The following is a 21768-nucleotide window of genomic DNA, read 5'->3' as shown; positions in this document are numbered from 1 at the left end:
CATTATGGGATGTTCAATAAGCATTTAAGAGAAGCTTACCGTAATAAATCACGGATTCTCTGGCGGCAAATAGGTTTAAACTAGCCGTTAAACAAATTAGGTTTTTATTCGTTTAAATGATATGAATAAACCCACTGAAAAGGAAGAAAATCTTCCTATCGAAGGTCAGGATTTCGCCAATCCTGAAGAAGAATTAAAGGAAAAACCATCTTCGCATGGGGAAGTTGGAAATCAGAAAGGAAGCGATTTTTCAGAATTGGAAGAGAGCAGAATGGACAGTCCACCTAAACATAGAGATGAGAATGGATCAAGTATAAAGGATACAGATGTTCCTACTAAATCAGACCAAAGTAAGGGAGTGGATTGAAAGCTAATCAATAATGCATTTCTAATTGCAAAACCGATTAATTCGGCAGTATTTTTTTTGCCTGTTTTATGTAGCAAATTTTGTCGATTCCCCTCTATTGTTCTTTTACTGGTAAATAGTTTATCGGCAATTTCAGTATTGGTAAAGCCTTCGGCAATGAGATTTAGTATTGTCAATTCTCGTTTCGAAAACTGAACACTCCGTTTCATGCTCCCTGCTTCCACCGAATATTTTTTCTGAATTGGATCCAGAAATTTCATCCCAATTGAAGTGCTAAGGTATTTGTAACCTGCGTTAAGTTGTTCAACTGCGAATACGATTTCTGATCTGGTTACATTTTTTAATAAATAACCATCGGCACCAGCATCAAAGCATTTAGTAATTAATTTTTCTTGGTCAACAGATGTTAATATTAAAACTTTAATTTGTGGATAGTTAGTTTTGATAAATTTGGTCAATTCAATTCCATCCAGGTCTGGCATTTCAATATCTGTTATAAGTATATCTGGAAGATTACCTTTCTCCAAAAAAATCGATTACCTCGAAGCCCTTTGAAGCTTCAGCAATGACTTCGATATTATCTTGAGTTTCAACTAACGATTTGATACCGTTTCTAATAATGGGGTGGTTATCGGCTATTATTACCTTTATTCGGAATTTCAAATTTGAGGTTGTTGGGTAGTCAATTAAACATCGATATATTCAAGTGTCAATGATCTCTGTTTAAATACTTAAAAGCGCTGTATTTATATGCCTTTTTTGTGGAGGCGCTGACGATTGTTAACTACCTTTATCACAACAGAACGGTTATGCAAATTTTTTCTTGAAATAGTGTAGTCAATTAAACCTGAAAAATTTTCCGCTAAACTTTAGCTAGTGAGATTAGGTAATCTAACGTATTTGCAAATTGTTTAAACCTTATTAACCATCTAGGTGTTATTCATATTAACGGATTAAATATTTAGGTGTGATGAATAAGGAGCTTGATAATAACAGAAATGATGAAAATGAAAATACTGATCGTAATATAGAATGGGATAATGGAGAGGCAACTTATGGACATACCATTAGCGACTCTGAGTTTAAGCGTAAAAACACGCCTAGTAAAGATCATATTTCTAATACAGAAAATGAATCCAATACAATAGACAATCTAAAGAACGAGAATCTAAGTCAAGGTGAAGATATTGGAAGTAGAAATAGTATTGATGAGAAAGGTTTGGGTGGGAAAGATTTATAAAGAAGGATTCGTTAAAATCCCTCTTTATAGTTAATGATTTTTCCGGTAGAGGAATAGTTCTGATAGTACTCAACAGCTAGATATTTTTTAGAGTAGCTATTTTTATAGCCCAATAAATTAGTTTTAGCCTTAGGATGATTAAGATGTGGCTGCGAGTGCTAATATGTTTGCAAATTTGCTAATTAAACCAACTTATAGCAAATTTTCAGTCCTAAAGTAATTGATATAAATCAAATTTTGTAGTATAAAGTAGTTATTGGTGTCAGTAAAGTTTTGTAGTTTGATTATAGTCCATCTCCAATCTGTTTTTGTATTCCTTGGCTTGACAAAAAGCATCATTCAAACCATCTTTTAAATCATCCAATAGTGATTTTCCGTCAATTTCTCTTTTTTTGCTGGCATATTTAAAACCGTAAACGGCCACCGCCCCAATTACAACATATTTTAGTAATCTCATAATAAGCCTCTTAAATTCCAGTATTTAAAACATCGTCTTCATCTCTTTGGTTAATTTCTTTTTTGCTTGGTGAATCAAAATCATCCGAAGAACTTCCAGTTTTACTTGCAGCACTTTCAACTGTCGGGTGCTCATCTTTACTGTTATAAGCGTCGTCACTTAAAGAATCCTTTCCCTGTGTTCCGCTGTTATCATAGCCATCCTTAGCAGCCGTATTGCCGGCTATTGCATCGCTTTCTTGTCCATAACTGGTTACTTCGTTGCCCTCATTTCCTTTTTCGTATTCCTTTTGAAGGTTTGATTTTGTGCTATCATCATCATTGCCAACATAACCTTCAATATGCTCTTCCTTATTATAAATACTCGTTTTCATAATTGCATTTTTTATTAAGAACAGCTTTAAGCAAAAATGGTTTTAAAGTCAAGTTTCTCAAAATTATTATTGATGGGATTTTCTGCTTTTGAGTAACTTGCGCCAAATTTTAAAAATGGAGTGGAAAAATTTACTTTCAAATAAACGATTTGGCCAGGAAAGCTGGACGGGTGATAGAGATAAAGCAAGATCGGATTTTCAAAGAGATTACGATAGATTAATATTTTCATCGCCTTTTAGGCGTTTGCAAAATAAAACTCAGGTGTTTCCATTACCAGGGAGTGTTTTTGTTCATAACCGTTTAACGCATAGTTTGGAAGTAGCAAGCGTTGCTCGTTCCATGGCGAATATTTTTCTGAATACTTTGGAGGAAAAAAATCCTCAGTTAATTAAAGATGTTCCACTTATAAATGAGGTCGGAAATATTGTTGCAGCTGCATCCCTCGCTCACGATTTAGGAAATCCTGCCTTCGGGCATTCTGGAGAAGCTGCGATTTCACGTTATTTTACTGATGGAGATGGCAAGGTTTATCAAAATGAAATGAATGAATCGCAATGGCATGATTTGATTAATTTTGAAGGTAATGCGAATGCGATCCGCATTCTTACCCATCCACTTAAGGGCAAAGGTAACGATGCCTATGCACTCACCTATTCTACACTGGCCTCAATTGCAAAATATCCTTGTGCTTCTATTGCAGGCAAACAAAAAGGTTTGTTGCACCGGAAAAAGTATGGTTTTTTCCAGTCGGAAGAAGAAACGTTTAAAAAAATTGCCAACGAACTTCATCTTGAAAAAGAAGAAGGCGAATATTTAATTTACAAACGCCATCCTTTGGTTTATCTGGTAGAAGCTGCTGACGATATTTGTTATAGCATTATTGATTTGGAAGACGCACATCGTTTAAAAATTCTTTCATATGAGGAGGTGAAAAATTATTTGCTTCCTTTCGCTAATTCAAAAACTATCGAAGATAGACTTAAAAATGATTATGAGGATGATGATGCCAAAATTGGTCTTCTCAGGGCGAAGGCGATAAATACATTAACCAACATTTGCGCAGACATTTTTTATCGCGAACAAGAAAGTTTGCTTCAGGGAACTTTGAATAATAGCCTGACAGATCTGATACCAGAACCATATCGCTCTGCTTGGAAAGAAATTGAGAAAGTTTCTATTGAACGCATTTACAATTTCTCTTCAGTGATTCAAAAAGAAGTTGCAGGTTACAAAATTATGGCGGGTTTACTGGAGGAGTTTGTGCCAGCTTTGATAAATAACAACACGCACTATTATAAAAAATTGGTAAAACTGATACCAAAGCAATACCATACTGATTTGCCTGATATTTACTCCCGCACCCAAAGTGTTTTAGACTTTGTTTCGGGGATGACTGATCTTTATGCTGTAGATTTATATAGAAATATTAAGGGAATATCATTTCCATCTGAAACCTAATTTGGTAAGACCAAGATCAAGGTTGAGATTGTTGGCTCAGCCTTGATCTCTACCTCAATTACCTTCCTCGGGAATCATCCCATCTATTTCTTTCGTCCTGAAGTTCACGTGCCAACTTCATTTCTTTATCTTTCGCTTTAACCTTGTGTGCCTGGAATTCATCTGCAACTTCCTGGTAAAGCTGTGTTCTGTAAGTCGCTTCCTTTCTATATTTACCAGATTGAAAAATTACTATTGCCAAGCCAGCGCCCAGAATAATAATAATAGCCCAAACGATGGTGTTATAGGTTCCTTTGTTAAAAGATATCCCCAGAAATTTAATTTCATTAACGGAAGCTGTGGCATCTGCCAATGAGTTTTCTTTTCCAGAAACTTCACCTTTCAACGTAGAAATGGTTTGTGCCTGGGTTTTAATTTCTTGTTTTGCCTCTTGCAGTTGTTTGCGTTCTTTCCTCAAAGTGTCATTTACACTTTTCCACACTCCAGATAATCTTGAAGGGTTAATCAGCCTTGCGCCATATAAACTCTTAGATTTCTTTAACATAAACTGATATTGACCATTTAGCGATGGATCGGTGTTTTTTGTTGTATCTGGCAAAGTTTGACCAAAAGCAATGTTTAAAAATAGCATAGCGCCTAAAAACAATAGGGTGTGTTTAATTTTCTGCATAGTTTAAATATAGGTGTTTGAGTGTAAAACTACATTTTTATCTATTTCCCAGTTAATAATTTTTAACTAATGGCTTTATAGGTTTTAATTGTTGTGTGTTTTCGTTATCTGTTAAATAACAATTTTATCTACGTTTTATTATAATTTACTTATCGATAGATTACATTTGCCTCATGCAAATAGGAATTATCGGTTTGGGCGATATGGGCAAATTATATGCGCTGTCGTTTGCAAGCGAAGGTTATAAAGTATGCGGGGCAGATATGCCTTTAAGGTTTTCGGATTTAAAAAATGAATTAGAGCCGAAAGGAATCGAGGTATTAATTGATGGTCATGAAGTGGCCCGCAAATCAGACTTTATTATTTACTGTGTGGAAGCAGAAAAGATTGATGAAGTAGTTTCTACGTTTGCCCGTTCTACAAAGTTTGGCGCAATTGTATCCGGACAAACCTCTGTTAAACATCCGGAAATTGCAGCTTTTGAGAAACACCTTCCAAATGATACACAGATTGTAACCTGCCACTCTTTACACGGGCCTGCTTTTAGTCCCGAAGGGCAAACTTTGGTGGTCGTTCGCCATCGGGCTACCGATGAAGTTTATGCTAAAGCTTTAGCCGTTTACCGTTCGCTTAAATCGAATATTATCGAAATGGACGATTATCGTGAGCATGACCGTATTGTGGCCGATACACAAGCCGTTACCCACATGGGCTTCGAGAGCATGGGTTCAGCATGGAAAAATGCAGGTTTCTTTCCATGGGATAACCCAGCTTATGCTGGCGGAATCGATAATGTGAAAATCTTGACCACGCTCAGAATTTTTAGCTACAAATCACATATTTATGCTGGCTTAGCAATATTGAATCCTTACGCTCAGAAGCAGGTAAAATATTACGCTCAGGCAGAATCGGAATTATATAAGCTGATGATTTGTGAAAATGAAGTTGAATTTAGGGAGAAAATTTATGCTGCCCGCGATTTTGTATTTCATGAAAGCAGAACGCTTCTGCTCCTTGATGATAACATCATGAAAGAATTTAGCCTTTCTGACGCAGATCATAAGCAAAAGCCAAATTCGCACTTAAGTTTGCTAAGTATGGTTTACGCCTGGTATAAAATGGGCGTAAATCCATATGATAACCTAATTTGTCAAACCCCACCTTTTAAATTGAGGCTTGGCATAGCAGAATATCTTTTCAAAAACGAGGAGATGTTGGAAGAATCTATCCACACCGCGTTGTACGACAAATCTATCCGCGGCGACGATTTGGAATTTCATACTGCTGTTCATGAATGGGCATCGATAATAGGATATGGTGATTTGAAAGGATATAAGGAACATTTCGAGGCCGCAAAATCATTTTTTGCGAATCGATTGAATGATGGGAGAGACCTCAGTGCAGAAATGATTAGGAGGTTAGGGAAGTAGTGGCAAAATCAGAATCAGTTTTCGAATTGCAAACTCATTTGGCTGATGTTGAAAGTTTATGCCAGGAATATGATTTGGGAAATAAACTGGTGGTTTCTCAAATTGCTAAACGAGTGTTGATCCTATTTCACAATGCCGAACAATCCAAATCATTACTTACTCAATTGAAGCTTAATCACATTCAGCTTAACTGTAGTTCAGAAACTTATCAATCAAAAAGTGTAAACAACTTTATTGGCTTGCTAAAGCTGGAGCATAGAAAAGGAGCAGGCTGGGATTATCTGCCGAAGCTTGAACAATCTAGTCTGATTAAAGTATCGTTAGAAAACTGGTGGAGTAATAAAAAGATACTGGTTGATTCCAGTTCAATTGCATTTACGAGAGCTAAAATCATAAAAGCGCTAGCCGGGAATGAGCAAATAATGATAGATACATCAGGTTGGAAGCTTACTGATGCTAATGGAAACAAAAATACAATTAATCTAATACCAGGGACGGTTAGACAGATTGCTTACGAAGTCATCGAGACTTTTAAAAATATGGATATTAATAGGGAGAGTAAGCTTCATCATAAATCCTGAGTTAAATATTCAGCTCGCACCTGGTTCTGAGAAGTGCCGTGTCATTATAAGATTGCACTGTTGAAACAAGTACTGCTAACACGCTCGTTAAAAAAGAGAGCTTGAAAGTAGAGCGTAGCTAACAACCTGTAATATGCCATTAAATTTTAATTACCACGTTCCAATTTATATCATCCATATATTATATAGACTTTATTTTATTCCATAATCCTTCGTTTAGCCAAAAACTGTCCCTTATCTTTGCCCGCATGTCGGTTTTGTTATTTACCATCATCGTTTTGTTAGGCGCTTTTTTGGCAGGTTTATTAGGTTCATTAACAGGCTTGGGTGGGGGTGTAATTATTATTCCGCTATTAACACTGGCGCTCGGGGTTGATATACATTATGCCATCGGTGCATCAATTGTTTCGGTAATAGCAACTTCATCAGGTTCTGCGGCAGCTTATGTAAAAGAAGGAATTACAAATATTCGAATCGGTATGTTTCTTGAAATTGCGACTACGATAGGAGCCATTTCTGGCGCTGTAGTAGCCGTTTATCTCAATGCAAATTATATTGCCATCATTTTTGGGTGCATCTTAATTTTCTCCGCAATCATGACGTTGAAGAAAAAGATCGATCATACCACTTTAGACAAGACTGATAAATGGGCAAAATTTTTCAAACTGAACAGTAGCTATCCTGATAAGGGCGTAGATCATGCTTATGCAGTTAAAAATGTACCTGCTGGCTTTGCGATGATGCTTTTTGCTGGGACGCTTTCTGGTCTTTTAGGTATTGGCAGTGGTGCGCTAAAAGTAATCGCGATGGATAACATCATGCGTTTGCCTTTTAAGGTATCTACAACCACGAGTAACTTTATGATGGGGGTAACGGCAGCTGCAAGTGCGATTGTTTATTTGCACCGCGGTCAGATAGATCCCGGAATTGCAATGCCCGTTTGTATTGGAGTTTTAACCGGCGCTTCGATTGGATCGAAAGTTTTGTTGCGAACTAACACCGACAAACTAAAAATTGTTTTTGCAGTTGTAGTTACTTTTTTAGCACTACAAATGATTTACAAAGGAATCAGCGGCTTGTAAAATGAACGAAGAGAAAAACGAAAATATTAATGATAAGGATATCCAGGTTGTATTAGGAACGCTTTTGCGTGCTGGTGTAATCATATCGATGAGTATCGTACTGATTGGTGGTGTCATTTTTCTTATTCATAACAAAGGGGTAATAACCGATTATAAAGTTTTTAAGCCAGAACTTTCAAAATTTTCGTCTATTGGTGAGATTTTTAAAGGCTTATCGAGCTTTCATGGTGATGCCATAGTTCAGTTCGGAATCCTAATGCTCATTTTTACCCCAATCGCCCGCATCATTTTTGCCATATTTAGCTTTTTGATAGAGAAAGATTATCTCTATGTTCTTATCGGATTTATCATCCTTGCCATCATAACTATCAGTTTAAATGGTGGTTTGGCACATTAACATCTGGTTAAAAGTTAAAAGCCAACATATCAACAATTTATTTGAAAAAATATTTGGCTAACTATTTGAAAATTAATAATTCTTGTCTATCTTTGCCGTCCCTTTCGGGGGATGTACAACCACCTTGAACGAAGCCCTACTGCTTCGATGGGTGTTAAAAAGAAAAGATAAAATGTCAGGAATTATTGGAAAAAAAGTAGGAATGACCAGTATCTTTGATGCCGAAGGAAGAAACATTCCTTGTACGGTAATCGAGGCTGGGCCTTGTGTAGTTACACAAGTGAAAACCGAAGAAAAAGACGGGTATTCATCAATCCAATTGGGTTACGATGAGAAAAAAGAGAAAAACACAACTCAACCGTTAAAAGGCCATTTCGCGAAAGCAAACACAACTCCGAAACGCAAACTTGTTGAATTCGATTCGTTTACAACTTCACTTAACTTAGGTGATGTCGTAACTGTTGATGCATTCGCAGAAGGCGATTTTGTTGATGTTGTAGGTACCTCAAAAGGTAAAGGTTTTCAAGGTGTTGTAAAACGCCACGGATTTGCCGGTGTTGGTATGCAGACTCACGGTCAGCATAACCGTTTACGTGCCCCAGGTTCATTGGGAGCATCATCATTTCCTTCACGTGTATTCAAAGGAATGCGCATGGCAGGAAGAACAGGTGGAGACAGAGTAAAAGTTCAAAACTTACAAGTTTTGAAAGTTTATGCTGAGCAAAACCTATTAGTAGTTAGTGGTTCCATTCCAGGAGCTAAAGGTTCTTACGTAATCTTAGACAAGTAATCAGATGGAAGTTAAAGTATTAAACATTTCAGGTAAAGAAACAGGTGCCAAGGTGCAACTTCCTGAATCGGTATTTGGTATCGAGCCTAACGACCACGCGATTTATTTAGATGTAAAACAGTATTTGGCTAACCAACGTCAAGGTACTCACAAATCTAAACAACGTAATGAGATTGCTGGTTCAACTCGTAAACTATACAAGCAAAAAGGTACAGGTGGTGCCAGAGCAGGTAGCATTAAATCTCCGTTATTTAACGGTGGTGGTCGTGTTTTCGGTCCTCAACCACGTGATTATAGCTTTAAATTGAACAAGAAATTAAAATCATTAGCACGTAAATCTGCTTTAGCTTATAAAGCAAAAGATAACAGCGTGGTAGTTTTAGAAGATTTCAACTTCGATACAGCGAAAACAAAAAACTACACAAGTTTATTGGCTGCGTTAAACGTAGGTACTCAAAAAACTTTATTGGTTTTACCTGCACAAAATAATAATATCTATTTATCAAGCAGAAACGTTCAGAAAACTAAAGTAATCTCGGCAGCAGATTTAAATACTTATGATGTATTAAACGCTGGTGTACTTGTGTTAACTGCAGATTCTGTTAAAACTTTGGAGGAGGCATTTGCCAAGTAATATGGAAATTTTAAAAAAACCAATATTAACCGAAAAAGCTTCAGCTTTAACTGAAAAATCTAACCGTTTCACATTCGCTGTTAACCACAAGGCTAACAAAATCCAAATCAAAGCGGCTATTGAGAAATTGTACGGTGTTACCATCGTTGCAGTGAACACCATGGTTGTTGATGGAAAAGCGAAATCTCGTTACACTAAAGCAGGTTTTGTTTCTGGCCGTAGCCCGAAATACAAAAAAGCAATCGTAACGTTAAAAGACGGCGAAACAATAGATTATTACGCAACTCTTTAATTTAATAATTAATTATAACTATGGGCTTAAGAAAATTTAAACCAGTTACTCCAGGTACCCGCTTCAGAGTTGGTGCTAGTTTTACGGAGATTACAGCAACCAAGCCCGAAAAATCATTGGTTGTATCATCAAAAAAGTCTGGTGGACGTAACAACACAGGTAAAATGACTATGCGCTACATGGGTGGTGGTCATAAAAAATCATATCGTTTAATCGACTTCAAACGCGATAAATTCGATATTCCTGCAACAGTAGCTACTGTTGAATACGATCCAAACCGTACTGCCCGCATCGCATTATTACATTATGCAGATGGCGAGAAGCGTTACATTATTGCTCCAGAAGGTTTGCAAGTTGGTTCGGTATTATTATCGGGCGAAACAGCAGCTCCAGAAGTAGGTAACACTTTAAAATTATCGAACATTCCATTAGGTTCTATCATCCACAACGTGGAGATTCACCCTGGAAAAGGAGCACAATTAGCTCGTAGTGCAGGTGCTTATGCACAATTAGCTGCCCGCGATGGTAAATATGCTACTTTGAAAATGCCTTCAGGCGAAACCCGTTTAATCTTGACTACTTGTCTTGCTACTATCGGTGCGGTATCTAATTCAGATCACGCAAATGAAGTATTAGGTAAAGCTGGTCGTAAACGTTGGTTGGGCCGTCGTCCGAGAACTAGACCGGTAGCGATGAACCCTGTCGATCACCCAATGGGTGGTGGTGAAGGTAGATCATCAGGTGGTCACCCACGTTCAAGAAATGGCGTTTTAGCTAAAGGCTACAAAACCAGAGAACTTAAAAAATATTCTAATCGTTACATCATAGAGAGAAGGAAGAAATAATGGCTCGTTCGATAAAAAAAGGACCTTATATTGACCATAACGTAGAGAAAAAAGTAAACTCTATGAATGATTCAGGCAAAAAGTCTGTAATCAAAACTTGGTCTCGTAGATCAATGATTTCACCAGATTTCGTTAATCATACATTTGCAGTACACAATGGTAATAAATTTATCCCTGTGTATGTTACAGAAAACATGGTTGGTCACAAGTTGGGAGAATTTGCTCCAACCAGAACATTCAGAGGACACGCTGAAAAGAAAAAATAATTAGACAATGGAAGCAATAGCAAAATTAAACAATTGTCCAACCTCGCCGCGTAAGATGCGTTTGGTTGTAGATCTTATCAGAGGTGAACGTGTAGAAAAAGCATTAAGTGTTTTAAAGTTTACCAATAAAGAAGCAGCAATAAGAGTTGAGAAATTATTATTATCTGCTATCAACAACTGGGAAGCTAAAAATGGCAAAACTTCTGATGGAAGTGAGTTATTTGTTAAAACCATTATGGTAGATGGTGGTCGTCAACTTAAACGTTTACGTCCAGCACCTCAAGGCCGTGGATATAGAATTCGTAAGCGTTCAAACCACGTTACGCTGATTGTAGATAGTAAAAGTACAGAAAAAACTCAAAACTAATTTTAGGAAATGGGACAAAAAGCAAATCCAATAGGTAACAGGTTAGGTATCATCAAAGGATGGGATTCTAACTGGTTCGGTGGCAACAACTACTCCGATAAATTAGTTGAAGATGAGAAAATAAGAAAATACCTTTCTGCTCGTATCGCTAAAGGTGGTGTTGCTAAAGTGGTTATCGAGCGTACGTTAAAACGTATCACGGTAACAATCCACACAGCTCGCCCAGGTATCGTAATCGGTAAAGCAGGTGCTGAGGTTGATAAAATCAAAGAAGAGTTAAAGAAATTGACTAAAAAGGAAATTCAAATTAACATTTTCGAGATTAAACGCCCAGAGCTTGATGCACAATTAGTTGCAGAAGGTGTTGCAAAACAATTAGAAGCAAGGATCTCATTCCGTAGAGCAATGAAATCTTCTATCGCATCAACCATGCGTATGGGTGCTGAAGGTATCAAAATCATGACTTCTGGTCGTTTAGGTGGTGCTGAGATGGCACGTACTGAGCAGTACAAAGAAGGAAGAGTGCCTTTGCATACATTCCGTGCTGATATTGACTATGCTTTAGCTGAAGCTTTAACCACTTATGGTAAAATCGGCGTTAAAGTGTGGATCTGTAAAGGTGAGGTTTATGGAAAACGTGATTTGTCTCCAAACATCGGTTCGACAAACAACGGTCCAAAAGGCGCATCAGATAAACCAGCTTTCGGTGGAAGAGATAACCGTGGTGGTGGAAGAGATAACCGTGGCGGTGGTAACGACAGACGTGGTGGAAACCAAGGCGGCGGTCGTGGTCCAGGCCAGGGTGGTGCAAACAGAGGTGGTGGCGCAGGCGCTAACAGAGGTCCTCGTAAATAATTGATTTATTAACATCGTTTAACGATTAGAACAAAATAAAATGTTACAGCCAAAAAGAACGAAGTTCAGGAAGATGCAAAAAGGCAGAATGAAGGGTTTAGCTTCTCGTGGAGCTGAATTAGCATTCGGATCTTTCGGTATCAAATCTTTAGAAGCAACTTGGATTACAAGTCGCCAGATAGAGGCTGCTCGTATCGCGGTAACCCGTTTCATGAAACGTGAAGGCCAGGTATGGATCAGAATTTTCCCGGACAAACCAGTAACTAAAAAACCTGCTGAAGTACGTATGGGTAAGGGTAAAGGTGCTCCTGAGTATTGGGTAGCAGTTGTAAGACCTGGACGCGTAATTTTCGAAGCTGAAGGTGTGCCTTTAGAAGTAGCTAAAGAGGCATTGCGTTTAGCAGCTCAGAAATTACCAATCCAAACCAAATTCGTAGTACGTAGAGATTACGTAGAAGCATAGTAAAATGTTGAGGTGAATGTTGTAAATACTTGTTTATTATAACCGCTACACTCAACTTAAAAAAAAGAAAAATGAAAAATTCAGAAATCACAGGGCTTTCAAAAGAAGAATTAGTAGCTAAGATTGCGGAAGAAAAAGAGAACTTATCAAAATTGAAGTTCGCACACACTATTTCAGCTATCGAAAATCCTTCGCGTATTGCGAAAGTAAGGAAAGACATAGCCCGTTTAAACACTGAGTTGACTAAAGTGAAAAACACTGAGTCAGCTACTGAAACTAAATAATTTGAGAGTCGACATGGAAAGACAATTAAGAAAAACAAGAACGGGATTAGTGGTAAGCAACAAGATGGATAAATCTGTTGTAGTGAGCGTGGAACGTAAAGTAAAGCACCCGATTTATGGTAAGTTCGTTAAGAAAACTACCAAATTTATGGCTCACGACGAGAAAAACGAATGCGGTATCGGTGATACAGTATTGATTATGGAAACTCGTCCCTTGAGTAAAAACAAGAACTGGAGATTGGTACAAATTTTAGAAAGAGCTAAATAAGATGGTACAACAGGAATCGAGATTAAACGTTGCTGATAACAGCGGCGCAAAAGAAGTATTGGTAATTCGCGTGCTAGGTGGAACCGGCAAACGTTATGCTTCAATTGGTGATAAAGTAGTTGTTACCGTAAAAAGCGCATTACCGTCAGGTAATATTAAAAAAGGTACAGTTTCAAAAGCAGTTGTTGTAAGAACTAAAAAAGAAATCCGTCGTAAAGATGGTTCTTATATCCGTTTTGACGATAATGCTGCTGTATTATTGAACGCACAGGATGAGCCAAGAGGTACACGTATCTTTGGCCCGGTTGCGAGAGAACTACGTGAAAAACAATTCATGAAAATTGTATCATTAGCACCGGAGGTATTATAAAATGGGAAACAAAGTAAATACACCATCAAAACTTAAAATCCGCACTGGAGATTTAGTTAAAGTAATTGCTGGCGATTCAAAAGGTCAACAAGGAAAAGTACTTTCAGTACAAATAGATAAAAACAGAGCCATTGTAGAAGGCGTTAACTTAGTGTCTAAACACACTAAACCAAATGCTGCAAATCCGAACGGTGGTATTATTAAAAAAGAAGCTGCTCTTCACATTTCTAACTTGATGTTGGTTGATCCAAAATCTGGTAAAGCCACTCGCGTTGGTCGTAAACTTAACGCTGATGGTAAAATCGTTAGAGTTGCTAAAGTTTCAGGGGAGGAAATTAAATAATGGCTACACCTAGATTAAAAAGCAAATACAAAGAAGAAGTTGTAAATGCATTAAAAGAGAAATTTCAGTACAAAACTGTAATGCAGGTTCCTAAATTGGAAAAAATCTGTATCAATCAGGGTGTTGGTCGTTTTTCTGTTACTGATAAAAAGATTATGGATACCACAATCGTTGAGTTGACTACTATTACTGGTCAGCAAGCGGTTCCGGCTAACTCTAAGAAAGATATCTCTAACTTTAAATTACGTAAAGGTATGCCAGTAGGTGTACGCGTAACATTACGTGATAATAATATGTATGAGTTCTTAGATCGTTTGATTTCTGTAGCTTTACCACGTATCCGTGATTTTAAAGGTATTAACGATAAAGGTTTCGATGGTAAAGGAAATTACACATTAGGTGTAACTGAGCAAATCATCTTCCCAGAGATTAATATAGATAAAATCAATAAAATTTTAGGGATGGATATAACTTTCGTAACTTCGGCAAAATCTGACGTTGAGGCTCTTGAGTTATTGAAACAATTCGGATTACCATTTAAAAATCAAAAAACAGCAGAATAATGGCAAAAGAAGGTGTAAAAGCACGCGAAGTTAAGCGCCAAAAATTGGTAGCTAGATACGCTGAAAAACGTGCAGTATTAAAAGCTGCGGGAGATTTCGAGGGTTTAGATAAATTACCTAAAAACTCATCTCCAGTACGTTTACACAACCGTTGTAAATTAACTGGTCGTCCACGTGGTTATATGCGTACCTTTGGAATTTCAAGGGTAACGTTTCGCCAAATGGCACTAGACGGTAAAATACCAGGTGTTAAGAAGGCATCTTGGTAATAAAAGTATAAAGTAATTAGTATAAAGTATTTAGATCATTTGATCTTTATACTTTATACTATTGTCTATATACTAAAAAAAGAATTTTAACCGATAGCAGGTCCCACAGCTGAGTAGCAGAAGGAAACCACTATCAAAAACAATAAATAATGAATACAGATCCAATAGCAGATTATTTAACAAGAGTAAGGAATGCCATTAAGGCCAACCACCGTGTTGTAGAAATTCCTGCATCAAACCTTAAAAAAGAAATTACTAAAGTTCTTTTCGATAAAGGTTACATCGCGAACTACAAGTTTGAAGATACAACAGTTCAAGGCATTATTAAAATTGCTTTGAAATACAATCCAATTACTAAAGTTCCTGCTATTCGTACATTAGTGCGAGTAAGTAAACCAGGTTTGAGAAACTATGCTGGTGTTGAAAATATGCCAAGAGTATTAAACGGTTTAGGTATCGCAATCTTATCTACTTCTAAAGGTGTAATGACTGATAAAGAAGCAGCCAAATTAAACATTGGTGGTGAGGTATTGTGTCACGTTTATTAATATTAGGAGAACAGCACAATGTCAAGAATAGGAAAAGCCCCAATTACAATCCCTGCAGGTGTTACCATTACTGTATCGAAAGATAACGTAGTAAGTGTAAAAGGCCCTAAAGGTGAATTAACACAAGCAGTAGATTCAGATATCACTGTAAGTCAAGAAGATGGAATTTTAACAGTTCAACGTCCATCAGAACAAAAGAAACATAAAGCATTACACGGTTTATATCGCTCACTGCTTAACAACATGGTTGTTGGTGTTACAGATGGTTATAAATTAACTCAAGAATTAGTAGGTGTTGGTTACCGTGCTACAAACCAAGGTAATACACTAGATCTAGTTTTAGGTTATTCTCACCATTATGTATTTCAATTACCAGAAGAGATTAAAGTAACTACATCTTCAGAAAAAGGTCAAACTCCTAAAATCATTTTAGAAAGTATTGACAAACAATTGATAGGTCAGGTAGCAGCTAAAATCCGTTCGTTACGTGCACCAGAGCCATACAAAGGTAAAGGTATCAAGTTTGTAGGTGAAGTGTTAAGAAGAAAAGCAGGTAAATCAGCGTCTAAAAAATAGTAATCATGGCAGGTAAAAAATTATCAAGAAGAGATCGTATTAAAAAAGGGATCAGAAAAAGACTTACCGGTTCGGAAGAGCGTCCAAGGTTATCTGTATATAGAAGCAATAAAGGGATTTATGCGCAGGTAATTAACGATGTAACCGGTACTACAATAGCTTCAGCATCATCTTTATCAAAAGATTTTTCTGGAACAGGTAACAAAAGCGACCAATCAGTTGCAGTAGGAAAATTAGTTGCTGAAAAAGCAATCGCTGCTGGTGTTAAAGAAGTTGTTTTCGATAGAAATGGCTATTTATACCACGGTCGTGTAAAATCGTTGGCAGAGGGTGCCCGCGAAGCTGGTTTAGTATTTTAATCTGAAGAAAAAGTAAGATGTCAACTATCAATATAAAAAGAGTTAAAACCACCGATATCGAATTAAAGGATCGTCTGGTTAGTATACAACGTGTTGCCAAAGTAACCAAAGGTGGTCGTACTTTCAGCTTCTCAGCAATTGTTGTTGTTGGAGATGAGAACGGTGTTGTTGGTTTCGGTTTAGGTAAAGCGAAAGAAGTAACTGAAGCAATCGCTAAGGGTGTGGATGATGCTAAAAAGAACTTAGTTAAAGTTCCAATTTTACACGGTACAGTTCCTCACGAGCAGATCGGTAAATTCTCAGGTGGTTTTGTTTTAATCAAACCAGCTGCAGTAGGTACCGGAGTAATTGCTGGTGGTGCGATGCGTGCTGTATTAGAGAGTGCTGGCGTTCATAACGTATTAGCAAAATCTAAAGGTTCATCAAACCCACACAACGTGGTAAAAGCGACTGTTGATGCATTAACAAAGATGCGTGATGCTTATACAGTAGCTCAAACTCGTGGTATAGATTTAAACAAAGTATTTAACGGATAATATCATGGCTAAGATCAAAATAACACAAGTAAAAAGCGTTATCGACAGAAGCGAGCGCCAAAAAAGAACCGTTCAAGCTTTAGGTTTATCTAAAATGAATCAAAGTGTTGAGGTAGAAGCTACACCACAAATTATTGGTATGGTTCGCAAAGTGAACCACTTAGTAGCTATCGAAGCAATTTAAGACAATTATCAAACGAATGAGTTTTGAGCGAATGAATAGGCAAATTGCTAACATTCAATAATTCAAAATTCAATCGTTATTTATTTATCGTTGTACCTGTTTAGTGAAAGCGAAGGGCAACACAAATTCAAAAAAATGAATTTAAGTAATTTAAAACCTGCAGTAGGTTCTACAAAAAACAACAAAAGAATTGGTCGTGGTACAGGTTCTGGTCGTGGTGGTACTTCAACCCGTGGTCACAAAGGTGCGGGTTCTCGTTCTGGTCACAAAACCAAAATCGGTTTTGAAGGTGGTCAAATGCCTTTACAACGTCGTGTGCCTAAGGTTGGTTTCAAACCAATTAACCGTACCGAATACGTTGGTGTTAACTTAGATGTTTTACAAGCATTAGCCGAAAAACATAACTTGACAACTATTGATTTCGCTGCTTTACAAGCGCATGGTTTAGCTTCAAAAAACGACTTAGTTAAAATTTTAGGTCGTGGTGAAGTAAAAGCAAAATTAGAAATAACTGCACATGCGTTTTCTGCAACCGCACAAAAAGCTATTGAAGCTGCAGGTGGTTCAATTGTAAAATTGTAATTATTAAATGAAGAAGCTATTTACTACTTTAAGTAATATCTGGAAAATTGAAGAATTAAAAGAGCGTATATTGTTTACGCTCTTAATTCTTTTGGTATACCGTTTTGTATCTCACGTGGTTTTACCAGGTGTAGATCCAACTGCTTTAGGTGCCAACGAAAAATCAGGACTTTTAGGCATTCTGGATATGTTTGCCGGAGGTTCGTTCTCTCGTGTGTCTATTTTAGCATTGGGGGTAATGCCTTATATCTCTGCATCCATTGTGGTGCAACTATTGGGTATTGCTGTTCCTTCTTTCCAAAAAATGCAGAAAGAAGGCGAAAGTGGTAGAAAGAAAATGAACCAGATCACTCGTTACCTTACGGTAGCGATTACAATCGTTCAATCTGTAGGTTACGTTAAAACGCAGGTTCCGGCGGAAGCTATTTTATTACCAAATACTTTGTTTTTAGTGTTATCTACATTTGTTTTAACAGCAGGTACATTATTTGTAATGTGGTTAGGTGAAAAAATAACTGATAAAGGTATTGGTAACGGTACTTCACTAATCATTATGGTTGGTATTATTGCTCGTTTACCTATTGCAATTTCTCAAGAGTTTAGTGCACGTGTAGGTTCTGCCAGTGAAGGTGGAGGCCCGGTGGCTTTAGTATTAGAGATTGTTGCCTTGTTTGCAGTGGTAATGTTTACCATTCTAATTGTGCAAGGTGTACGTAAGGTACCAGTGCAATACGCAAAGAAAATTGTTGGTAACCGCCAGTTTGGTGGTGTTCGTCAATATATTCCATTAAAGGTAAATGCTGCTGGTGTTATGCCAATCATTTTTGCTCAGGCTTTGATGTTTATTCCAGGTGCTTTAACACAATTCGTTCCTTCATTGCAAGGTTCATGGTTAATTCAGTTTAGCAATACTACTTCATTAGCTTATAGCTTAACTTTCGCATTTTTAATTATCGCATTTACTTTCTTCTATACTGCTATTACAGTAAATCCAACTCAAATGAGTGACGATATGAAGAAAAATGGTGGTTTTATTCCGGGTGTTAAGCCAGGTTTTGCAACGTCAACTTTCATTGATGATGTAATTTCTAAAATCACTTTTCCAGGGGCGGTATTTTTAGCAATTATTGCTATACTACCTTCAATTGCAGTAAAGTTTGGTATTAAACAAGAATTTGCTCATTTCTTTGGGGGTACATCACTATTGATTTTAGTGGGTGTTGTTTTAGATACACTACAACAAATTGAAAGTTATTTATTGATGCGTCACTACGATGGATTAATGAAAACTGGTAGAGTTACCGGCAGAACAGGCGTTCCTGCTGCAAGTAGCAACGCAGCTTTGTAGGCTGGGCGAAATTGATTATAAAAATTTTGAATGATAGAATGAGTGAATGGCCCATCAGCTCTTCACTCATTTACAATTTACGCATTCGAAACTTAAAATGAATGTCTAAAATCTATTACAAGTCTCTTGAAGAGATTGAGTTAATAAGAGAAAGTTCAATGCTTGTTTCAAAAACCTTGGCTGAAGTGGCAAAGGTAATCAAAGCAGGCATCACTACTTTAGCCTTAGATAAGCTGGCATTTGAGTTTATTAATGATCATGGTGCGATACCTGCATTTTTAAATTATAATGGCTTTCCTTACTCTTTATGCATATCGCCAAATGAACAAGTTGTTCATGGTTTCCCGAGCGAATACATCATGCGAGAGGGTGATTTAATTTCGGTTGATTGTGGTGTGATCAAAAACGGATACTTTGGCGATTCGGCTTATACATTTTCTATTGGAGAAGTTGATGCCGAAAAACAAAAGTTAGTTGAGGTAACCAAACATTGCCTTGATTTAGCAATTGATAAGGCGGTAAGTGGAATGCGTGTTGGCGATATCGGCTTTGCCGTTCAGCAGCATGCAGAAGCTAACGGTTTTGGTGTGGTAAGAGAGTTAGTAGGACATGGTGTTGGGGTGAAACTTCACGAAAAACCAGAGGTTCCAAATTATGGGAAACGCGGTGTTGGTCCGAAACTGGAAGAAGGGTTAGTGATTGCTATTGAACCAATGATCAATGCCGGTGTTGCTGGAGTAATGTTTCACAATGATGGATGGACGGTGACTAGTAAAGACAATAAACCTTCAGCACATTTCGAACACACGGTTGCGATAAAAAAGGGCAAAGCAGACGTTTTATCAACGTTTTCATTAATTGAAGAAGTTTTACAACAAAAAAAATAAATAATTAAAATTTTTTATTTAATTTTGCAACCCTGTTTAGAAGCAGCTAATTAAGTAACAATCAACAAAATATGGCTAAACAAGCCTCAATTGAACAAGACGGAGTAATAAGAGAAGCATTATCTAATGCGATGTTCCGAGTAGAACTTGAGAACGGACACGAGATTATTGCTCATATTTCAGGAAAGATGCGGATGCACTACATCAAAATTCTTCCTGGTGACAAAGTAAAACTGGAAATGTCGCCTTATGATTTAACAAAAGGGCGCATAACCTATAGATACAAATAAAATGAAAGTTAGATCATCAATTAAAAAACGTAGCGCTGATTGCAAGATTATTCGCCGTAAAGGTAAACTTTACGTTATTAACAAGAAAAATCCTAAATACAAGCAACGTCAAGGGTAATTAAAAAACATTGTAATGTACCGCACAACGGTGGCCCGCCGTTCGGAATTACTTCAAAAAATAAATAAATATGGCAAGGATTTCAGGTATTGATTTACCAAGAAACAAAAGAGGAGAGATTGGTTTAACTTATATCTACGGTATTGGAAGAACTACTGCACAGCGTATTTTAACTACTGCAGGTATCGATCTAAACAAGAAAGTGCAAGATTGGTCTGATGATGAGTTATCAGCCATCCGTACAATGATTAACGATGAAATTAAAGTAGAAGGTGCTTTAAGATCAGAGGTTCAATTAAACATTAAGCGTTTAATGGATATTGGTTGTTACCGTGGTTTACGTCACAGAAAAGGTTTACCTTCTCGTGGTCAGCGTACTAAAAACAACTCACGTACTCGTAAGGGTAAGAGAAAAACAGTTGCTAACAAGAAAAAAGCTACTAAGTAATAGATAGATAGGAGATGTGAGGTTTTAGATGTGAGCATCATGTCTATTTAATCTGCTCAAATCTGGAACAAAAGATAAAAAGTAGGATACTGAGTATCGGGGTAGAGAAAGTCTCATATCTCAAGTCTCATATCTAAAATCTAAAAGATAACATGGCTAAGAGTAAAAAAGTAACAAAAAAACGTATCGTTGTAATTGAGCCTGTTGGTCAGGCGCATATCAATGCTACTTTCAACAACATCATCGTTACGTTAACCAACAACAACGGACAGACTATTTCATGGTCTTCTGCTGGTAAAATGGGCTTTAAAGGTTCTAAGAAGAACACACCTTATGCAGCTGGTCAAGCAGCTTCAGATTGCGGTAAAGTTGCATTTGATTTAGGTTTACGTAAAGTTGAAGTTTTTGTAAAAGGTCCTGGTTCAGGTCGTGAATCTGCAATCAGAACTTTGCAAGTAGCAGGTATCGAAGTAACATCTATCAAAGATATTACTCCACTTCCTCACAATGGATGTCGTCCTCCTAAAAAGAGAAGAGTTTAATTAATTTTAAAGCTAAGAATCTTCAGTTACAGGCTGAATGGTACTTTAAAAACAGAAAAAAATGGCAAGATATACAGGCCCAAAATCAAAAATCGCCCGTAAATTCAGAGAACCAATCTTCGGTCCTGATAAGGTGTTAGACAGAAAAAATTATCCTCCTGGCCAACATGGCGTTTCAAAAAGAAGAGGAAAACAATCTGAGTATGCAATCCAGTTAATGGAGAAACAAAAAGTAAAATATACTTATGGTGTATTAGAAAAGCAGTTCAGTAACTTGTTTAAAAAAGCATCTTCGCGTGCTGGTATTACAGGTGATAACTTACTTCAATTATTAGAAGCACGTTTAGATAACACAGTTTACCGTTTAGGTATTGCAACAACCCGTTCTGGTGCACGCCAGTTAGTTAGCCATAAACACGTAACCGTGAATGGTGAAGTTGTAAATATCCCTTCATATCAGTTAAAAGCTGGTGATGTTGTTGCGGTTCGTGAGAAATCAAAATCATTAGAATCAATTAGTAACTCAGTTGCAGGTAGAACAATTAATAAGTTCTCTTGGTTAGAGTGGAATGCTGGTGAATTAACTGGTAAATTCTTAACCTACCCACAACGTGATGAAATTCCCGAAAACATTAAGGAAAACTTAATCATCGAGTTATACTCAAAGTAATAAATAAGATAGTTA

37 protein-coding genes are annotated in these 21768 nt (G+C 37.1%); 33 read left to right on the top strand and 4 right to left on the bottom strand.

Going from position 1 to position 21768, the window contains the following annotated elements; translation table 11 throughout:
* Positions 1 to 231: 231 nt before the first annotated feature.
* A complete protein-coding gene (locus AC3ITD_RS15060) occupies positions 232 to 894 on the bottom strand; it encodes a response regulator (protein WP_489360939.1) in 663 nt (220 codons plus the stop codon).
* Positions 895 to 1337: 443 nt separating this feature from the next.
* On the opposite strand from AC3ITD_RS15060, the gene AC3ITD_RS15055 reads away from it, so the two are divergent.
* A complete protein-coding gene (locus AC3ITD_RS15055; protein ID WP_489360937.1) occupies positions 1338 to 1607 on the top strand; it encodes a hypothetical protein in 270 nt (89 codons plus the stop codon).
* A 262-nt stretch (positions 1608 to 1869) separates the two neighbouring features.
* On the opposite strand, the gene AC3ITD_RS15050 is transcribed toward AC3ITD_RS15055, so the two are convergent.
* Positions 1870 to 2064: a YtxH domain-containing protein gene (locus AC3ITD_RS15050; RefSeq protein WP_489360935.1), complete on the bottom strand. Its 195-nt coding sequence runs from the start codon at positions 2062 to 2064 to the stop codon at positions 1870 to 1872.
* 10 nt (positions 2065 to 2074) lie between these two features.
* Positions 2075 to 2437, bottom strand: a complete 363-nt coding sequence (locus AC3ITD_RS15045) for a hypothetical protein (protein ID WP_489360933.1) — start codon at positions 2435 to 2437, stop codon at positions 2075 to 2077.
* 115 nt (positions 2438 to 2552) lie between these two features.
* Between AC3ITD_RS15045 and AC3ITD_RS15040 the strand changes: the two genes are divergently transcribed.
* Entirely contained in the window at positions 2553 to 3896 is a 1344-nt protein-coding gene (locus AC3ITD_RS15040; RefSeq protein ID WP_265799056.1) for a deoxyguanosinetriphosphate triphosphohydrolase, read from the top strand.
* A 58-nt stretch (positions 3897 to 3954) separates the two neighbouring features.
* Here the strand turns inward: AC3ITD_RS15040 and AC3ITD_RS15035 are convergent, their stop codons facing one another.
* Positions 3955 to 4566: a hypothetical protein gene (locus AC3ITD_RS15035; RefSeq protein WP_056848522.1), complete on the bottom strand. Its 612-nt coding sequence runs from the start codon at positions 4564 to 4566 to the stop codon at positions 3955 to 3957.
* A gap of 173 nt (positions 4567 to 4739) precedes the next feature.
* Between AC3ITD_RS15035 and AC3ITD_RS15030 the strand changes: the two genes are divergently transcribed.
* The 31 genes from AC3ITD_RS15030 to rpsD all read left to right on the top strand — a co-directional run bounded on the left by AC3ITD_RS15030 (position 4740) and on the right by rpsD (position 21753).
* On the top strand, positions 4740 to 5996 hold the full coding sequence (locus AC3ITD_RS15030) for a prephenate dehydrogenase (protein WP_265799054.1): 1257 nt from the start codon (positions 4740 to 4742) through the stop codon (positions 5994 to 5996).
* Positions 5997 to 6034: 38 nt separating this feature from the next.
* Entirely contained in the window at positions 6035 to 6577 is a 543-nt protein-coding gene (locus AC3ITD_RS15025; RefSeq protein ID WP_489360930.1) for a hypothetical protein, read from the top strand.
* Positions 6578 to 6825: 248 nt separating this feature from the next.
* Positions 6826 to 7659, top strand: a complete 834-nt coding sequence (locus AC3ITD_RS15020) for a sulfite exporter TauE/SafE family protein (protein WP_265799052.1) — start codon at positions 6826 to 6828, stop codon at positions 7657 to 7659.
* 1 nt (position 7660) lies between these two features.
* Entirely contained in the window at positions 7661 to 8056 is a 396-nt protein-coding gene (locus AC3ITD_RS15015; protein WP_056848526.1) for a DUF1634 domain-containing protein, read from the top strand.
* 172 nt (positions 8057 to 8228) lie between these two features.
* Positions 8229 to 8846 carry a 50S ribosomal protein L3 gene (rplC, locus tag AC3ITD_RS15010; protein ID WP_056849254.1) on the top strand — a complete coding sequence of 206 codons (618 nt, stop codon included), beginning with the start codon at positions 8229 to 8231 and terminating at the stop codon, positions 8844 to 8846.
* A gap of 4 nt (positions 8847 to 8850) precedes the next feature.
* The gene (rplD, locus tag AC3ITD_RS15005; RefSeq protein ID WP_010599909.1) at positions 8851 to 9480 is read left to right on the top strand and encodes a 50S ribosomal protein L4; all 630 of its coding nucleotides are present in this window, start codon (positions 8851 to 8853) and stop codon (positions 9478 to 9480) included.
* A 1-nt stretch (position 9481) separates the two neighbouring features.
* Positions 9482 to 9772, top strand: a complete 291-nt coding sequence (rplW, locus tag AC3ITD_RS15000) for a 50S ribosomal protein L23 (RefSeq protein ID WP_056848527.1) — start codon at positions 9482 to 9484, stop codon at positions 9770 to 9772.
* A gap of 20 nt (positions 9773 to 9792) precedes the next feature.
* Positions 9793 to 10617 (top strand): 50S ribosomal protein L2, encoded by an 825-nt coding sequence (gene rplB, locus AC3ITD_RS14995; RefSeq protein WP_056848528.1) that lies wholly within the window; start codon positions 9793 to 9795, stop codon positions 10615 to 10617.
* Positions 10617 to 10883 carry a 30S ribosomal protein S19 gene (rpsS, locus tag AC3ITD_RS14990; RefSeq protein ID WP_010599906.1) on the top strand — a complete coding sequence of 89 codons (267 nt, stop codon included), beginning with the start codon at positions 10617 to 10619 and terminating at the stop codon, positions 10881 to 10883. The genes rplB and rpsS overlap by 1 nt, the downstream gene beginning before the upstream one ends.
* A 7-nt stretch (positions 10884 to 10890) precedes the next feature.
* Complete coding sequence (gene rplV / locus AC3ITD_RS14985; RefSeq protein WP_489360925.1) at positions 10891 to 11250, top strand: 50S ribosomal protein L22; 360 nt, start codon at positions 10891 to 10893, stop codon at positions 11248 to 11250.
* Positions 11251 to 11259: 9 nt separating this feature from the next.
* Positions 11260 to 12105 carry a 30S ribosomal protein S3 gene (gene rpsC, locus AC3ITD_RS14980; protein ID WP_056848530.1) on the top strand — a complete coding sequence of 282 codons (846 nt, stop codon included), beginning with the start codon at positions 11260 to 11262 and terminating at the stop codon, positions 12103 to 12105.
* Positions 12106 to 12145: 40 nt separating this feature from the next.
* On the top strand, positions 12146 to 12568 hold the full coding sequence (gene rplP, locus AC3ITD_RS14975) for a 50S ribosomal protein L16 (protein WP_010599903.1): 423 nt from the start codon (positions 12146 to 12148) through the stop codon (positions 12566 to 12568).
* A 71-nt stretch (positions 12569 to 12639) separates the two neighbouring features.
* Positions 12640 to 12852, top strand: coding sequence for a 50S ribosomal protein L29 (gene rpmC, locus AC3ITD_RS14970; protein WP_025145217.1), 213 nt, complete (start codon positions 12640 to 12642; stop codon positions 12850 to 12852).
* A 13-nt stretch (positions 12853 to 12865) separates the two neighbouring features.
* Positions 12866 to 13120, top strand: a complete 255-nt coding sequence (gene rpsQ, locus AC3ITD_RS14965; protein ID WP_010599901.1) for a 30S ribosomal protein S17 — start codon at positions 12866 to 12868, stop codon at positions 13118 to 13120.
* A 1-nt stretch (position 13121) separates the two neighbouring features.
* Complete coding sequence (rplN, locus tag AC3ITD_RS14960) at positions 13122 to 13490, top strand: 50S ribosomal protein L14 (RefSeq protein WP_010599900.1); 369 nt, start codon at positions 13122 to 13124, stop codon at positions 13488 to 13490.
* 1 nt (position 13491) lies between these two features.
* On the top strand, positions 13492 to 13833 hold the full coding sequence (rplX, locus tag AC3ITD_RS14955) for a 50S ribosomal protein L24 (RefSeq protein WP_265799051.1): 342 nt from the start codon (positions 13492 to 13494) through the stop codon (positions 13831 to 13833).
* Positions 13830 to 14396, top strand: coding sequence for a 50S ribosomal protein L5 (gene rplE, locus AC3ITD_RS14950; protein WP_086547740.1), 567 nt, complete (start codon positions 13830 to 13832; stop codon positions 14394 to 14396). Before rplX ends, rplE begins: the two co-directional genes overlap by 4 nt.
* Complete coding sequence (gene rpsN, locus AC3ITD_RS14945; RefSeq protein ID WP_025145214.1) at positions 14396 to 14665, top strand: 30S ribosomal protein S14; 270 nt, start codon at positions 14396 to 14398, stop codon at positions 14663 to 14665. The genes rplE and rpsN overlap by 1 nt, the downstream gene beginning before the upstream one ends.
* Positions 14666 to 14814: 149 nt before the next feature.
* Positions 14815 to 15213 carry a 30S ribosomal protein S8 gene (gene rpsH / locus AC3ITD_RS14940; protein ID WP_025145213.1) on the top strand — a complete coding sequence of 133 codons (399 nt, stop codon included), beginning with the start codon at positions 14815 to 14817 and terminating at the stop codon, positions 15211 to 15213.
* Between the two features lie 18 nt (positions 15214 to 15231).
* Positions 15232 to 15789, top strand: coding sequence for a 50S ribosomal protein L6 (gene rplF, locus AC3ITD_RS14935; protein ID WP_265799050.1), 558 nt, complete (start codon positions 15232 to 15234; stop codon positions 15787 to 15789).
* A 5-nt stretch (positions 15790 to 15794) separates the two neighbouring features.
* Positions 15795 to 16148 carry a 50S ribosomal protein L18 gene (rplR, locus tag AC3ITD_RS14930; RefSeq protein WP_025145211.1) on the top strand — a complete coding sequence of 118 codons (354 nt, stop codon included), beginning with the start codon at positions 15795 to 15797 and terminating at the stop codon, positions 16146 to 16148.
* A 17-nt stretch (positions 16149 to 16165) separates the two neighbouring features.
* Positions 16166 to 16684: a 30S ribosomal protein S5 gene (rpsE, locus tag AC3ITD_RS14925; RefSeq protein WP_056848532.1), complete on the top strand. Its 519-nt coding sequence runs from the start codon at positions 16166 to 16168 to the stop codon at positions 16682 to 16684.
* A 4-nt stretch (positions 16685 to 16688) separates the two neighbouring features.
* A complete protein-coding gene (gene rpmD / locus AC3ITD_RS14920) occupies positions 16689 to 16868 on the top strand; it encodes a 50S ribosomal protein L30 (RefSeq protein WP_010599892.1) in 180 nt (59 codons plus the stop codon).
* Between the two features lie 135 nt (positions 16869 to 17003).
* Positions 17004 to 17450 carry a 50S ribosomal protein L15 gene (rplO, locus tag AC3ITD_RS14915; protein WP_056849255.1) on the top strand — a complete coding sequence of 149 codons (447 nt, stop codon included), beginning with the start codon at positions 17004 to 17006 and terminating at the stop codon, positions 17448 to 17450.
* A 7-nt stretch (positions 17451 to 17457) separates the two neighbouring features.
* Positions 17458 to 18798 (top strand): preprotein translocase subunit SecY, encoded by a 1341-nt coding sequence (gene secY / locus AC3ITD_RS14910; RefSeq protein WP_056848533.1) that lies wholly within the window; start codon positions 17458 to 17460, stop codon positions 18796 to 18798.
* A 101-nt stretch (positions 18799 to 18899) separates the two neighbouring features.
* Entirely contained in the window at positions 18900 to 19685 is a 786-nt protein-coding gene (map, locus tag AC3ITD_RS14905; RefSeq protein WP_489360917.1) for a type I methionyl aminopeptidase, read from the top strand.
* A 71-nt stretch (positions 19686 to 19756) separates the two neighbouring features.
* Positions 19757 to 19975, top strand: coding sequence for a translation initiation factor IF-1 (gene infA, locus AC3ITD_RS14900; RefSeq protein ID WP_010599888.1), 219 nt, complete (start codon positions 19757 to 19759; stop codon positions 19973 to 19975).
* Position 19976: 1 nt separating this feature from the next.
* Positions 19977 to 20093 carry a 50S ribosomal protein L36 gene (gene rpmJ, locus AC3ITD_RS14895; RefSeq protein ID WP_010599887.1) on the top strand — a complete coding sequence of 39 codons (117 nt, stop codon included), beginning with the start codon at positions 19977 to 19979 and terminating at the stop codon, positions 20091 to 20093.
* Between the two features lie 70 nt (positions 20094 to 20163).
* The gene (rpsM, locus tag AC3ITD_RS14890; RefSeq protein ID WP_010599886.1) at positions 20164 to 20541 is read left to right on the top strand and encodes a 30S ribosomal protein S13; all 378 of its coding nucleotides are present in this window, start codon (positions 20164 to 20166) and stop codon (positions 20539 to 20541) included.
* Positions 20542 to 20693: 152 nt separating this feature from the next.
* Positions 20694 to 21083, top strand: coding sequence for a 30S ribosomal protein S11 (rpsK, locus tag AC3ITD_RS14885; RefSeq protein WP_010599885.1), 390 nt, complete (start codon positions 20694 to 20696; stop codon positions 21081 to 21083).
* A 61-nt stretch (positions 21084 to 21144) separates the two neighbouring features.
* The gene (gene rpsD, locus AC3ITD_RS14880) at positions 21145 to 21753 is read left to right on the top strand and encodes a 30S ribosomal protein S4 (protein ID WP_056848535.1); all 609 of its coding nucleotides are present in this window, start codon (positions 21145 to 21147) and stop codon (positions 21751 to 21753) included.
* The last annotated feature ends 15 nt before the right edge of the window (positions 21754 to 21768 follow it).

Source organism: Pedobacter sp. KH_004, assembly GCF_057840755.1.
Note: the sequence above shows the minus strand (reverse complement) of the source record. Positions and strands in the feature narration are given on the sequence as shown.

What these genes read in the sequence shown, in the direction of transcription:
- AC3ITD_RS15035 (WP_056848522.1), bottom strand. Translation starts at nt 4,566, where the DNA reads ATGCAGAAAATTAAACACACCCTATTGTTTTTAGGCGCTATGCTATTT.
- rplX (WP_265799051.1), top strand. Translation starts at nt 13,492, where the DNA reads ATGGGAAACAAAGTAAATACACCATCAAAACTTAAAATCCGCACTGGA.
- AC3ITD_RS15015 (WP_056848526.1), top strand. Translation starts at nt 7,661, where the DNA reads ATGAACGAAGAGAAAAACGAAAATATTAATGATAAGGATATCCAGGTT.
- rplC (WP_056849254.1), top strand. Translation starts at nt 8,229, where the DNA reads ATGTCAGGAATTATTGGAAAAAAAGTAGGAATGACCAGTATCTTTGAT.
- infA (WP_010599888.1), top strand. Translation starts at nt 19,757, where the DNA reads ATGGCTAAACAAGCCTCAATTGAACAAGACGGAGTAATAAGAGAAGCA.
- AC3ITD_RS15040 (WP_265799056.1), top strand. Translation starts at nt 2,553, where the DNA reads ATGGAGTGGAAAAATTTACTTTCAAATAAACGATTTGGCCAGGAAAGC.
- AC3ITD_RS15045 (WP_489360933.1), bottom strand. Translation starts at nt 2,437, where the DNA reads ATGAAAACGAGTATTTATAATAAGGAAGAGCATATTGAAGGTTATGTT.
- rpsC (WP_056848530.1), top strand. Translation starts at nt 11,260, where the DNA reads ATGGGACAAAAAGCAAATCCAATAGGTAACAGGTTAGGTATCATCAAA.
- AC3ITD_RS15030 (WP_265799054.1), top strand. Translation starts at nt 4,740, where the DNA reads ATGCAAATAGGAATTATCGGTTTGGGCGATATGGGCAAATTATATGCG.
- AC3ITD_RS15055 (WP_489360937.1), top strand. Translation starts at nt 1,338, where the DNA reads ATGAATAAGGAGCTTGATAATAACAGAAATGATGAAAATGAAAATACT.
- rpsN (WP_025145214.1), top strand. Translation starts at nt 14,396, where the DNA reads ATGGCAAAAGAAGGTGTAAAAGCACGCGAAGTTAAGCGCCAAAAATTG.
- rpmJ (WP_010599887.1), top strand. Translation starts at nt 19,977, where the DNA reads ATGAAAGTTAGATCATCAATTAAAAAACGTAGCGCTGATTGCAAGATT.
- rplP (WP_010599903.1), top strand. Translation starts at nt 12,146, where the DNA reads ATGTTACAGCCAAAAAGAACGAAGTTCAGGAAGATGCAAAAAGGCAGA.
- AC3ITD_RS15050 (WP_489360935.1), bottom strand. Translation starts at nt 2,064, where the DNA reads ATGAGATTACTAAAATATGTTGTAATTGGGGCGGTGGCCGTTTACGGT.
- rpmD (WP_010599892.1), top strand. Translation starts at nt 16,689, where the DNA reads ATGGCTAAGATCAAAATAACACAAGTAAAAAGCGTTATCGACAGAAGC.
- rpsD (WP_056848535.1), top strand. Translation starts at nt 21,145, where the DNA reads ATGGCAAGATATACAGGCCCAAAATCAAAAATCGCCCGTAAATTCAGA.
- secY (WP_056848533.1), top strand. Translation starts at nt 17,458, where the DNA reads ATGAAGAAGCTATTTACTACTTTAAGTAATATCTGGAAAATTGAAGAA.
- rpsQ (WP_010599901.1), top strand. Translation starts at nt 12,866, where the DNA reads ATGGAAAGACAATTAAGAAAAACAAGAACGGGATTAGTGGTAAGCAAC.
- rpsM (WP_010599886.1), top strand. Translation starts at nt 20,164, where the DNA reads ATGGCAAGGATTTCAGGTATTGATTTACCAAGAAACAAAAGAGGAGAG.
- rpsE (WP_056848532.1), top strand. Translation starts at nt 16,166, where the DNA reads ATGTCAACTATCAATATAAAAAGAGTTAAAACCACCGATATCGAATTA.
- rplR (WP_025145211.1), top strand. Translation starts at nt 15,795, where the DNA reads ATGGCAGGTAAAAAATTATCAAGAAGAGATCGTATTAAAAAAGGGATC.
- rplV (WP_489360925.1), top strand. Translation starts at nt 10,891, where the DNA reads ATGGAAGCAATAGCAAAATTAAACAATTGTCCAACCTCGCCGCGTAAG.
- map (WP_489360917.1), top strand. Translation starts at nt 18,900, where the DNA reads ATGTCTAAAATCTATTACAAGTCTCTTGAAGAGATTGAGTTAATAAGA.
- rplF (WP_265799050.1), top strand. Translation starts at nt 15,232, where the DNA reads ATGTCAAGAATAGGAAAAGCCCCAATTACAATCCCTGCAGGTGTTACC.
- rpsK (WP_010599885.1), top strand. Translation starts at nt 20,694, where the DNA reads ATGGCTAAGAGTAAAAAAGTAACAAAAAAACGTATCGTTGTAATTGAG.
- rplW (WP_056848527.1), top strand. Translation starts at nt 9,482, where the DNA reads ATGGAAATTTTAAAAAAACCAATATTAACCGAAAAAGCTTCAGCTTTA.
- rplN (WP_010599900.1), top strand. Translation starts at nt 13,122, where the DNA reads ATGGTACAACAGGAATCGAGATTAAACGTTGCTGATAACAGCGGCGCA.
- rpsH (WP_025145213.1), top strand. Translation starts at nt 14,815, where the DNA reads ATGAATACAGATCCAATAGCAGATTATTTAACAAGAGTAAGGAATGCC.
- AC3ITD_RS15020 (WP_265799052.1), top strand. Translation starts at nt 6,826, where the DNA reads ATGTCGGTTTTGTTATTTACCATCATCGTTTTGTTAGGCGCTTTTTTG.
- rpsS (WP_010599906.1), top strand. Translation starts at nt 10,617, where the DNA reads ATGGCTCGTTCGATAAAAAAAGGACCTTATATTGACCATAACGTAGAG.
- rpmC (WP_025145217.1), top strand. Translation starts at nt 12,640, where the DNA reads ATGAAAAATTCAGAAATCACAGGGCTTTCAAAAGAAGAATTAGTAGCT.
- rplD (WP_010599909.1), top strand. Translation starts at nt 8,851, where the DNA reads ATGGAAGTTAAAGTATTAAACATTTCAGGTAAAGAAACAGGTGCCAAG.
- rplB (WP_056848528.1), top strand. Translation starts at nt 9,793, where the DNA reads ATGGGCTTAAGAAAATTTAAACCAGTTACTCCAGGTACCCGCTTCAGA.
- rplO (WP_056849255.1), top strand. Translation starts at nt 17,004, where the DNA reads ATGAATTTAAGTAATTTAAAACCTGCAGTAGGTTCTACAAAAAACAAC.